Source organism: Phycicoccus sp. M110.8, from assembly GCF_032464895.1.
Lineage (GTDB): Bacteria > Actinomycetota > Actinomycetes > Actinomycetales > Dermatophilaceae > Pedococcus.
Genome location: NZ_JAWDIC010000004.1, coordinates 544,078 through 556,396 on the forward strand (window position 1 = coordinate 544,078; position 12,319 = coordinate 556,396).

Genomic DNA, 12,319 nt, shown 5'->3' on the forward strand with positions numbered 1-12,319 from the left:
TAACGTGCCCTGCGTGAGCTCGTTCCCCACCCCCTCGCACGAGACGACGCGGCCCCGGCCCGCGAGCCGGTTCGCCGCCGCCCTCGCCGAGCACGGCGACCGCTGCGCCGTGTGGACGCCCGAGGGCCCGCTCACGTATGCCGACCTAACCGCTCGCGTCCAGGACGCCGGCTCCGCGCTCGGGACCGGACGGCGCCTCGTGCTGCTCGCGGCGGAGAACTCGCTCGACTTCCTTGTCACCTACCTCGGCGCCCTGGCCTCCGGGCACGTCCCGCTGGTGGTCCCGGGCGACCGCCCCCAGCACCACGCGTCCCTCGTGGAGCGGTACTCCCCCGACGTCGTGGCCTCCCGCGACGGCGCCGGCTGGCAGGTCACCCACCGGAGCGCCGAACCGGCCCATGAGCTGCACCCCGACCTCGCGCTGCTCCTGCCGACCTCCGGCTCCACCGGCTCCCCCAAGCTCGTCCGGCTGTCGCACGAGAACCTCGACAGCAACGCCCTGGCCATCGCCGAGGCGCTGCGCACCCGACCCGGCGACCGGGCGGCCACCACGCTCCCGCTGCACTACTGCTACGGCCTCTCCGTCGCGCACAGCCACCTCGCGGTCGGCGCCTCGCTCGTCCTCACCGACCTGTCCGTGGTCGACCCGTGCTTCTGGCGGCTCGTCGACGACGCCGGTGTCACGACCCTCGCCGGGGTCCCGCACACGTTCGAGCTGCTCGACCGCAGCGGCTTCGCCGAGCGCCACCACCCCAGCCTGCGCGTGGTGACCCAGGCCGGCGGCCGGCTCGCCCCCGACGCGGTGCGACGGTATGCCACGCTGGGGCGCTCGCGCGGCTGGGACCTCTTCGTCATGTACGGCCAGACCGAGGCGACCGCGCGCATGGCGGTCCTGCCGCCGGAGCTGCTCGACTCCCACGCCGAGACCGTCGGGCTCCCCGTCCCAGGCGGACGGTTCCGGCTCGACCCGCTGTCCGAGCTCGAGTGCGGCCTCGGAGAGCTCGTCTACTCCGGCCCCAACGTCATGCTGGGGTACGCCGAGCACCCCGGTGACCTGGCGCGCGGGCGCGACGTCACCGAGCTGCGCACCGGCGACCTCGGGCACCTGCGCGCCGACGGGACGGTCGAGGTCGTCGGGCGGCGCAGCCGCTTCGCCAAGGTCGTCGGCCTGCGGATCGACCTCGACCGGGCCGAGCGCGACCTGGCCGAGGCCGGCGTCCGGGCCCACTGCGTCGACCTCGGCGACGCCGTGGGCGTCGTGGCCGCCGAGCCCGGCTCCGGGGACGCGGTGACGGACACGCTCACCCGCCGGCACGGCATACCCGCCAGCGGGGTCGTCGTGCTCGACGGCGCCGACGTGCTGGTCCTGCCCACGGGCAAGCCCGACTACCCGGGCATGGCAGCGCTCGTCGAGGCCCACCGGGCCCGCGCCCGCGCAGCACGGGCGGAGCACGCAGGCGCCGGCGCCCCGGCCGCCCTCACTCCCCAGGCCGTGGCGGCCCTCTACCGCGACCTGCTCGACGCCCCGGGGGCCGACGAGCGCACGAGCTTCGTCGACCTCGGCGGCGACTCGCTCTCCTACGTCGAGGTGTCGCTGCGCCTCGAGCGGCTCCTCGGCGCGCTCCCGGCCGGGTGGCACCTGCTCTCCCCCGCCGAGCTCGTCGCGGCAGCCCGGCCCTCGCACCCGGGCCGGGACCTGGCGGTGGACGGTGGCCGCCCGACCCCACGCTGGCGACGCGGCTGGCACGCCGTGGAGACGAGCGTCGTGGTGCGGGCGGTCGCGGTCCTGCTCATCCTCGCCAACCACACGCACCTGTCCTTCGTGCCCGGTGGCGCGCACACCCTGCTGGCCCTCGCGGGGTTCAACCTGGCCCGCTTCCAGCTCACCGCCCGACCGCGCGCCGAGCGCGCCAGGGGCATCGTCCGGAGTGCCCTGCGGATCTGGGCACCCAGCGCCCTGTGGATCGCCGTCGTCGCGGTGACCCTCGGCACCTACGACTGGCGCAACGTCCTGCTGCTCAACCAGGTCCTCGGGGACTGGGCCCGCTGGTCGCCGCACTGGCACTACTGGTTCGTCGAGGCCCTGGTCGCCCTGCTGGCGGGCGCGGCGCTCCTGCTGTCGGTGCCGGCCGTCGACCGGTGGGAGCGGCGGTTCCCCTTCGCCTTCCCCATGGCGCTGGTGGGCGTCGGCCTGCTCACGCGGTACGACGTGGTGGTGCCGGACGCCGGGCCATACCGCGGCGCCAACGCCTACGTGCTGATCTGGCTGTTCGCGACGGGCTGGGCGGCCGCGCGCGCCCGCACGGTGCCGCAGCGGCTGCTCGTCTCGGCGGTGCCGCTGCTCACGCTGCCGGGATTCTGGCCGAGCATGCCGATGCGCGGCCCGACCGTCATGCTCGGGGTGCTCGCCCTGGTCTGGCTGCCTGCCGTGCGGCTGCCGGGCTGCCTCGCGCGGGCGGCCTCGGCGGTCGCGGCAGCCTCGCTGTTCGTCTACCTGACGCACTTCGTCGTCTACCCGCACCTCATGGCGTACAGCTCGGTGCTCGCCATGGCGGCCTCGATCGCCGTGGGCATCGCCTACCACCGGGGCTGGACCTGGCTGGAGGCCCGCGGCCGCGGCACCGCATCCCGGGTGCGGACACACGTCGCCCGGGCCCGCAGCGTGCGGACCCGGGCGGGCGTCGGCGGCTAGCGGTCGGCCGCTGGAGCTGGCGGCTAGAGGTACTGGCCGGTGTTGGCGACGTTGTCGATCGACCGACCCGGCTCGGTGCCGCTCTTGCCGGTGACGAGCGTGCGGATGTAGACGATCCGCTCGCCCTTCTTGCCGGAGATGCGGGCCCAGTCGTCGGGGTTGGTCGTGTTGGGCAGGTCCTCGTTCTCCTTGAACTCGTCGACGCAGCTGGCGAGCAGGTGGTCGACCCGGATGCCCTTGGCGCCGACGGTGAGGAAGTCCTTGATGGCCATCTTCTTCGCCCGGTCGACGATGTTCTGGATCATCGCGCCGCTGTTGAAGTCCTTGAAGTACAGGACCTCCTTGTCACCGTTGGCGTAGGTCACCTCGAGGAACCGGTTCTCCTCGATCTCGGAGTACATCCGCTCGACGGTGGCGGTGATCATGGCGTCGACGGTCGCCTGCGGTGACCCGCCGTGCTCGGACAGGTCGTGCTCGTGCAGCGGCAGGTCCGCGGTCAGGTACTTCGTGAAGATGTCGCGGGCGCTCTCGGCGTCGGGGCGCTCGATCTTGATCTTCACGTCGAGCCGGCCGGGACGCAGGATCGCCGGGTCGATCATGTCCTCGCGGTTCGAGGCACCGATGACGATGACGTTCTCGAGCCGCTCCACTCCGTCGATCTCCGACAGCAGCTGCGGGACGATCGTCGTCTCGACGTCGGAGGAGACACCCGAGCCGCGGGTGCGGAACAGGCTGTCCATCTCGTCGAAGAACACCACGACCGGCGTGCCACCGGAGGCCTTCTCCCGGGCCCGCTGGAAGATGAGCCGGATGTGCCGCTCGGTCTCGCCGACGTACTTGTTGAGCAGCTCGGGGCCCTTGATGTTGAGGAAGAAGGACTTGCCGACCGGCTTGCCCTCGCGCTCGGCGACCTTCTTGGCCAGGCTCGACGCGACCGCCTTGGCGATGAGCGTCTTGCCACATCCGGGCGGGCCGTAGAGCAGCACGCCCTTCGGCGGCTTGAGCTGGTGCTCGGTGAACAGGTCGGGGTGCAGGTAGGGCAGCTCGACGGCGTCGCGGATGGCCTCGATCTGGCCGGCCAGGCCCCCGATGTCCTCGTAGTCGATGTCGGGCACCTCCTCGAGCACCAGCTCGGCCACCTCGGCCTTGGGGATGCGCTCGTAGACGAACCCGGACCGCGGCTCGAGCATGAGGGCGTCGCCGACGCGGATCGGCTCGCCCTCGAGGGAGTCGGCGATCCGGCAGACGCGCTCCTCGTCGGCGTGCGCGACGACCAGGACCCGGCCGTCGCCGAGCATCTCCTTGATCATCACGACCTCGCCGGTGCGCTCGTACCCGCACGTGGCGACGACGTTCATGGCCTCGTTGAGGCGCACCTCGCGCCCGGCGGACAGCTCCGCGGGGTCGACGGCCGGGCTCACGGCCACGTGCATCTTGCGGCCCCCGGTGAGGATGTCCACCGTGGCGTCGTCGTAGGACTCCAGGACGACGCCGTATGCCGCGGGCGGCTGCGCGAGCCGGTCCACCTCGGACTTCAGGGTCACGATCTGCTCGCGCGCCTCCTTGAGCGTGCGGACGAGCCGCTCGTTCTGGGAGGAGATGGTGGCGAGGTTCGACTGCAGCTGCAGGACCTTGGTCTCGAGCTCGCGGGATCGTGCCGGCGCGTCGGCGAGCCGCTGGCGCAGGGCAGCGACCTCCTCGGCGAGGAGCTCGGCCTGGCGGCGCTCGTCGGACGGGTCGTGGCGGTGCTGGTCGGTCATGTCGGCTCCCTCGGTGGCGATCGACGTACCCACCGGCCGCAGCAGTGCGACCGATGACCCAACCTAACGCGCTACTGCTCGGTCGTCGTGGAGGTTTGCGTCACAGAACGGCGAAGGCGCCGGATCTTCTTGTCTGATGGGACGCGCTCCCCCAGCTGTTCGGCCGAGAACTCCGCCTCCTGGCCGAATGCCGTGGTGTCACCGGGCGTGGCGCCGGCGTCGCCGTCCTCGCCGTAGGCGCCCTTGGCCGGCCGCCTCTTGCGCAGCGGCGGGGTGACGCCCGGGGCGAGCCGGCGCGTGGTGATGAGGAAGCCGGTGTGTCCGTGCATGCGGTGCTGCGGGCGGACGGCGAGGCCCTCGAGATGCCAGCCCCGAACCAGGGACTCCCAGGCCTCGGGCTCGGTGTAGCCGCCGTGGTCACGGATCGCCTCGGCGACGCGCGAGAGCTGGGTGGCGGTGGCGACGTAGCAGATGAGCACCCCGCCCGGCAGCAGCGCCTGGGAGACGACGTCGAGGCACTCCCACGGCGCGAGCATGTCCAGGACGACGCGGTCCACGGTCCCCGGCTCGACGGTCCGGGGCAGCTCCTCGACGAGGTCGCCGACGGTGACCGTCCACGCGGGGTGGTCCACGCCGAAGAACGCCCGCGCGTTGCCCCTGGCGATGTCGGCGAAGTCCTCGCGCCGCTCGAAGGAGTGCAGGGTGCCGTGCTCGCCGACAGCCCGCAGCAGCGACATCGACAGGGCGCCGGACCCGACGCCCGCCTCGACGACGTGGGCCCCGGGGAACACGTCGGCCATCGTCACGATCTGGCCCGCGTCCTTGGGGTAGACGACCGCGGCGCCGCGCGGCATCGACATGACGTAGTCGGACAGCAGCGGGCGCAGCGCGAGATACTCGACACCCGCGGTGTTGCGGACCACCGACCCGTCGGGGGCGCCGATGAGGTCGTCGTGGGCGAGCCGGCCGCGGTGGGTGTGGAACTCGCGTCCGGGCTCCAGGGTGATCGTGTGCAGCCGCCCCTTCGGGTCGGTCAGCTGGACCCGCTCCCCCACGCCGAACGGCCCGCGGCGCAGGTCGGCACCGACGGCCGTCGAGGTGGAGGTGGTGGTGTCCTGCGGCCCGGTGGTCATGGGCCGGGAGTCTAGTTGCGCTCCGCGGCCGCGTTGATCCGGTCGACGCTCGTGACACCCCAGGCCCGGCCGCCGCTGGTGAGGACGACGGTCCCGGAGCCGGTCTGCTGCATCGCGGCGACGACCACGTCCACCCCGTCCTGAGGTCCGGCGTCGACGACGTTGGCATCCGGCACCCGGAAGACGGCGGCGCTGACCGGCGCCTGCCGGTCGAGGTCGTGGTGCAGGGCCAGGTCCATGGCACCGAAGACCAGGCAGGGCACGCCGCGCTCGTCCGTCGTCAGCACGATGTCGGGGTGGTCCAGGGCCATGCCGACGGTGCTGTCGGGGGCCAGCACCACGGCGCGCTCGGCGACGTCCTGCACCCTCAGCCGGCCGAGCTTGCCCAGCGCGGTGCCGCGGCGCACGGACTCGCTCGCCCCGGCCCACAGCACCGAGGCGATCACGAGCACCCAGATCGAGCCGAACCCGATGCCCTGCCCCAGCGCGACCGGCCGGACGAAGAACCACAGGACGACGAGCACCGTGACGACCCGGCCGGACCAGCCCGCGACCACGGCACCCTTGTTGCGGTCCCCCGTCGCCTTCCAGACCAGGCACTCCACCACCTGGCCGCCGTCGAGGGGCATGCCGGGGAGGAGGTTGAGCACCGCGAGGCTGCCGTTGATGATGACCATGCCGGTGACGAGCCGGTGGCTGAGGTCGCCGGTCACGAGGGGCGCCACGGCATACGCCAGGAGCGCCAGGGCGGCGTTGGCCAGCGGGCCGGCCGCGGCGACGGCCGCCATCCTGCCGGGGGTCGAGCGCACCGCCTCCATGGAGGTGTGACCGCCCCACACGTTGGCCACGATGCGCAGGACCGGCATGCCGAAGGCGCGGGCCGTCACGGCGTGGGCGGCCTCGTGGGCGAGGACGCAGACGAGCAGCAGCAGGGCCTGCAGCACCCCGACCCCGATGCCGAACAGCGGCCGGGTCGTCAGCACCGGACCGGCCACGATCGCGATGATCACCACCGCGATGAGGAACCAGCTGGGCGCGAGGTAGACGGGGATCCCGGCGACGCGGGCGATCCGCACGCCGTGCCCGGACTCCTCGGCCTCACGGGCGGCGGGGGCGCTCATGCGGGAACCCTACGTGAAGGCGGTGGACGCCCCGGGCGGGGCATGGGCGATACTTGGCGGGTGCCTGGAACCGTGACACATCGCCCCGACGTATCCGACGAGCTGGGGGCTGCCCTGCGCGAGCGGATCCTCGTGATGGACGGCGCCATGGGCACCATGATCCAGCGGGAGGGGCTGGCCGAGGAGGACTACCGCGGAGAGAGGTTCGCCGACTGGGCCGACGACCTCAAGGGCAACAACGACCTGCTGTCCATCACCCAGCCGGGCGTCATCCGTGGCATCCACGACGCCTACCTCGAGGCCGGCGCCGACCTGGTCGAGACGAACACCTTCAACGCCCAGCGCATCTCCCTGGCCGACTACGGCATGTCCGACCTCGCCTACGAGATGAACGTCGCGGCCGCCCGCCTGGCCCGCGAGGCGTGCGACGCCATGACCGCGCGCACGCCCGACCGCCCGCGCTGGGTGCTCGGCGCCCTCGGCCCCACGAACCGCACCGCGTCGATCTCCCCGGACGTCAACGACCCGGGCACGCGCAACGTCAGCTACGACGAGCTCGTCGAGGCGTACCTCGAGCAGGCGCGCGGCCTCGTCGACGGCGGCGCGGACGTCCTCATCGTCGAGACGATCTTCGACACCCTCAACGCCAAGGCCGCGATCTACGCGCTGGAGACCCTCTTCGAGGAGCACGACCGCCGCTGGCCGGTCATCATCTCCGGCACCATCACCGACGCCTCGGGCCGCACCCTCTCGGGCCAGGTCACCGAGGCCTTCTGGCACAGCGTGCGCCACGCCCGCCCCATCGCGGTCGGGCTCAACTGCGCCCTCGGTGCGGCCGAGATGCGCCCGTATGCCGCGGAGCTGGCGCGCGTCGCCGACACCTTCGTGTCGTGCTACCCGAACGCCGGCCTGCCCAACCACTTCGGCGAGTACGACGAGACCCCGGACGCCATGGCGGCGGTCGTCGGCGAGTTCGCGCAGGCGGGGCTGGTCAACCTGCTCGGCGGGTGCTGCGGCACGACCCCCGACCACATCAAGGCGATCGCCGAGGCCGCCGCGGGCGAGAAGCCGCGGGTGCCCTCGGAGGTCTCGCCTGCGCTGCGCCTCTCGGGCCTGGAGCCGCTGACCGTCACCGAGGAGTCGCTCTTCGTCAACGTCGGCGAGCGGACGAACATCACCGGCTCGGCACGGTTCCGCAAGCTCATCCAGGCCGAGGACTACCCCACCGCGCTCAACGTCGCCCGGCAGCAGGTCGAGGCCGGCGCGCAGGTCATCGACGTCAACATGGACGAGGGGATGATCGACGGCGTCGCGGCGATGGACCGCTTCCTCAAGCTCGTCGCGTCCGAGCCGGACATCTCCCGCGTGCCGCTGATGATCGACTCCTCGAAGTGGGAGGTCATCGAGGCCGGCCTCAAGTGTGTGCAGGGCAAGCCGATCGTCAACTCCATCTCGATGAAGGAGGGCGTCGAGAAGTTCGTCGAGCAGGCCCGCCTGTGCCGCAAGTACGGCGCGGCCGTCGTGGTGATGGCCTTCGACGAGGAGGGCCAGGCCGACAACCTCGAGCGGCGCAAGGTCATCTGCCGCCGGGCCTACGACATCCTCACCCAGGAGGTCGGCCTGCCCGCGGAGGACATCATCTTCGACCCCAACATCTTCGCGGTGGCCACGGGTATCGAGGAGCACGCGGCATACGGCACCGACTTCATCGAGGCCACGCGCTGGATCAAGGAGAACCTCCCCGGCGCGCTCGTCTCCGGCGGCGTCTCCAACGTCTCGTTCTCGTTCCGCGGCAACAACCCCGTCCGTGAGGCGATCCACGCGGTCTTCCTCTTCCACGCCATCCGGGCGGGCATGGACATGGGCATCGTCAACGCCGGTGCCCTCGTCGTCTACGACGAGATCGACCCCGAGCTGCGCGAGCGGATCGAGGACGTCGTCCTCAACCGCCGCCCGGACTCCACCGAGCGCCTGCTCGAGATCGCCGACCGGTTCAACAGCAGCGGCGAGGCCGCCGAGGAGAAGACCGAGGAGTGGCGCTCACTCCCCGTCGAGGAGCGGATCACGCACGCGCTCGTCAAGGGCATCGACGACCACGTCGAGGCCGACACCGAGGAGCTGCGCGCCCTCATCGAGGAGCGCGGCGGCCGGCCGATCGAGGTCATCGAGGGCCCGCTCATGGACGGCATGAACGTCGTGGGCGACCTGTTCGGCAGCGGCAAGATGTTCCTGCCACAGGTGGTGAAGTCGGCCCGCGTCATGAAGAAGGCCGTGGCGTACCTCGTGCCGTACATCGAGGCCGAGAAGTCCGACGCCCCCAAGCGCGCCAAGGGCAAGGTGGTCATGGCCACCGTCAAGGGCGACGTCCACGACATCGGCAAGAACATCGTCGGCGTGGTGCTGCAGTGCAACAACTACGACGTCGTCGACCTCGGCGTCATGGTGCCGGCGCAGAAGATCCTCGACGCGGCCAGGGCGGAGAACGCGGACGTCATCGGCCTCTCCGGCCTGATCACGCCGAGCCTGGACGAGATGGTGAACTTCGCCGCGGAGATGGAGCGGCAGGGCTTCGACCTGCCCCTGCTCATCGGTGGCGCGACCACCTCGCGGGCGCACACCGCCGTCAAGGTCGACCAGCGGTACCACGGCCCGGTCGTGTGGGTGAAGGACGCGTCGCGGTCCGTCCCGGTCGTCGCGCAGCTGCTGTCGGACGAGCAGCGCCCGACGCTGATGGCCCAGGTCGAGGCCGACTACGACTCGCTGCGGGCCCGCCACGCGGCCAAGGCGACCGAGCGCCCGCTGGTCTCCCTCGAGAAGGCGCGGGCGCACGCCACGCCCATCGACTGGACGGCTTACCACCCGCCCGTGCCGCACCTCGTCGCCGCCCAGGAGAAGGAGCTCCTGCGTCGCCAGTCCGGCGCCCGCGGGAAGGTGCCGACGCAGTTCGTGCGGACGTTCCACGACTACCCGCTCGACGAGCTGCGCCGGTACATCGACTGGGGGCCGTTCTTCCTCGCCTGGGAGATGAAGGGGCGCTTCCCGGACATCCTCAACAACCCCGCCACGGGCGAGGCCGCGACCCGGCTCTGGCAGGACGCCCAGGAGATGCTCGACCGCATCGTCGAGGAGCGCTGGCTGCGGGCTGAGGGCGTCATCGGCCTGTTCCCGGCGAACGCGGTCGGCGACGACATCGAGGTCTACACCGACGAGAGCCGCGAGCACGTCGCGACGACGCTGCACACCCTGCGCCAGCAGGGCTCGCACCGTGAAGGCGTGCCCAACCGCGCCATGTCCGACTTCGTCGCGCCGCGGGAGTCGGGCCTGTCCGACCACGTCGGGGCGTTCGCGGTCACGGCCGGGCTCGGGTCGCAGGAGCGGGTCATGCAGCTCAAGGCCGACGGCGACGACTACAGCGCCATCATGCTCGAGGCCCTCGCCGACCGGCTGGCCGAGGCGTTCGCGGAGCGCATGCACGAGCGCGTGCGGCACGACTTCTGGGGCTACGCCCCCGACGAGCACCTGCCGAACGACGACCTGATCGCGGAGAAGTACAGCGGCATCCGCCCGGCGCCCGGCTACCCGGCCTGCCCCGACCACACCGAGAAGGAGGTCCTCTGGGACCTGCTGGGGGTCAAGGAGAAGACCGGGATCGAGCTGACGGAGTCGATGGCCATGTGGCCGGGGGCATCGGTGTCGGGCTGGTACTTCTCGCACCCGGAGTCGCAGTACTTCGTCGTGGGGCGGCTCGGCCGCGACCAGGTCGAGGACTACGCCGGGCGCAAGGGCTGGACCCTCGCCGAGGCCGAGCGCTGGCTCTCCCCCAACCTGGGCTACATCCCCGAGGACTGACCCCCGCCTTCCCCACTTGTTGCCACCTCGTGGTCACCAGGCCGGCTTCTTCGGCCTTCCGTGACGACCTGCTGGCAACAAGTGGGAGGTCTGGGAGTTGGTATGGCGCGGGGTGCCGGGTCGTGTCGGCGCCGGCACCTAGAGTGCGTGGCATGGTTCCCGCCCTGTCCCCGAGCCGAGCGTCGGACTTCAAGCAGTGCCCCCTGCTCTACCGCTTCCGCGCCGTCGACAAGCTGCCCGCCCCGCCCTCGCCTGCCGCGGCCCGGGGCACGCTCGTCCACGCCGTGCTGGAGCGGCTCTTCGACCTGCCTCCGGAGCAGCGGACGCCCACGGCCGCGGCCGAGCTCGTGGGGCCGCAGTGGCAGCAGCTGGTCGAGCAGGAGCCCGAGCTCGCCGAGATGATCGCCGGGGACGAGCAGCGCACGCTCGACTCGTGGTTCGGTGAGGCCAACGCGCTGATCGAGACCTGGTTCACCCTCGAGGACCCGACCCGGCTCGAGCCGGCGGAGCGGGAGCTCTACGTCGAGACCGACGTCGACGGCCTCGTCCTGCGCGGGTACGTCGACCGACTCGACGTGGCGCCCGACGGCGCGATGCGGGTCGTCGACTACAAGACCGGCCGGTCCCCGAGCGAGCTGTTCGAGGGCAAGGCGCTGTTCCAGATGAAGTTCTACGCGCTCGTGCTCTGGCGGCTGCGCGGTGAGATCCCGCGCCTGCTGCAGCTGGTCTACCTCGGCAACGGCGAGGTGGTGCGCTACTCCCCCGACGAGCACGACCTGCTCGGCCTCGAGCGCAACCTCAAGGCGGTCTGGGGCGCCATCGAGCGCGCTGCCACCACCGGGGACTGGCGGCCCAAGACCTCACGGCTGTGCGACTGGTGCGACTTCCGGCAGTTCTGCCCGGCGTGGGGCGGCACCCCGCCACCGCTGCCGCAGGACGCGGCCAGGATCGCGCTCGACCCGGGCGTCTCGGGTCAGGTCGTCCCCGCCGACGACTAGCCCGGAGGACTGCGGGCGTCAGGCCCGGCGGGCGCCGTCGAAGAGGGTGCGCAGGTCGCGCGGGGTGAGCCCGCGCAGGCTCGGCGCCTGCACCGCGCCGGCGATGACCGGCACGGGGACCACATGCGGGACGGCCAGGGTCGGCACGCCGGCGCCCACGGCCGACCGGACACCGGTCGGCGAGTCCTCGATGGCCACGCACTCAGCCGCCTCGACGCCGAGGGCGCGGGCGGCAGCCAGGTACGGCTCCGGGTGGGGCTTGCCGTGCTCGACCTCGTCCCCGGTGATGACGGCCGAGAACGTGCCCTCCGGCAGGGCGCCGACGACGGCGTCGGCCAGCGACCGCCACGACATGGTCACGAGCGCGCTCGGCACGGACTCGGCGGCGAGGGCCTCGAGCAGCTCGAGCGCGCCGGGACGCCACGGCACGTGCTCGCGCACCTGGACGATCACCCGCTCGAGCAGCTGGTCGACGATCTGCACCGGGTCGAGGTCCACGGGGCTGTTGTCCCGGATGAACTGTGCCGACACCATGAGGTCGTTGCCGACCAGCTCGTGGGCGTACTCGTCGCTCCAGACCCCGCCGGCCTCCTCGACGATCGCGTGCTCGGCAGCGATCCAGTACGGCTCGGTGTCGATGAGGGTGCCGTCCATGTCCCAGAAGACGGCGGCGGGCAGGTCGGTCACGTCGGCCGAGTCTACGCAGGCCTGCGCACCGTCCCGACGACGGGACCGTAGGCTGGGAAGACCGGCACCCCGCCGGTGT

The 12,319-nt window shown here is 72.1% G+C and carries 7 protein-coding genes; 3 read left to right on the forward strand and 4 right to left on the reverse strand.

From position 1 onward, the window contains the following. Positions 1–13 precede the first annotated feature (13 nt). Complete coding sequence (locus RKE38_RS18060) at positions 14–2,692, forward strand: non-ribosomal peptide synthetase (RefSeq protein ID WP_316008854.1); 2,679 nt, start codon at positions 14–16, stop codon at positions 2,690–2,692. 23 nt (positions 2,693–2,715) lie between these two features. Here the strand turns inward: RKE38_RS18060 and arc are convergent, their stop codons facing one another. From arc to RKE38_RS18075, 3 genes are all read right to left on the reverse strand, one after another. After that, entirely contained in the window at positions 2,716–4,452 is a 1,737-nt protein-coding gene (arc, locus tag RKE38_RS18065) for a proteasome ATPase (protein ID WP_316008855.1), read from the reverse strand. 71 nt (positions 4,453–4,523) lie between these two features. Next, a complete protein-coding gene (locus RKE38_RS18070; RefSeq protein ID WP_316008856.1) occupies positions 4,524–5,585 on the reverse strand; it encodes a tRNA (adenine-N1)-methyltransferase in 1,062 nt (353 codons plus the stop codon). Between the two features lie 11 nt (positions 5,586–5,596). Beyond that, a complete protein-coding gene (locus tag RKE38_RS18075; protein ID WP_316008857.1) occupies positions 5,597–6,706 on the reverse strand; it encodes a site-2 protease family protein in 1,110 nt (369 codons plus the stop codon). 135 nt (positions 6,707–6,841) lie between these two features. On the opposite strand from RKE38_RS18075, the gene metH reads away from it, so the two are divergent. Together metH and RKE38_RS18085 are read left to right on the forward strand one after the other, a co-directional pair. Then, entirely contained in the window at positions 6,842–10,555 is a 3,714-nt protein-coding gene (metH, locus tag RKE38_RS18080; RefSeq protein ID WP_410055482.1) for a methionine synthase, read from the forward strand. 152 nt (positions 10,556–10,707) lie between these two features. Beyond that, on the forward strand, positions 10,708–11,553 hold the full coding sequence (locus RKE38_RS18085; RefSeq protein ID WP_316008859.1) for a PD-(D/E)XK nuclease family protein: 846 nt from the start codon (positions 10,708–10,710) through the stop codon (positions 11,551–11,553). Between the two features lie 18 nt (positions 11,554–11,571). On the opposite strand, the gene RKE38_RS18090 is transcribed toward RKE38_RS18085, so the two are convergent. Further along, entirely contained in the window at positions 11,572–12,240 is a 669-nt protein-coding gene (locus tag RKE38_RS18090) for an HAD family phosphatase (protein ID WP_316008860.1), read from the reverse strand. Between the last annotated feature and the right edge of the window lie 79 nt (positions 12,241–12,319).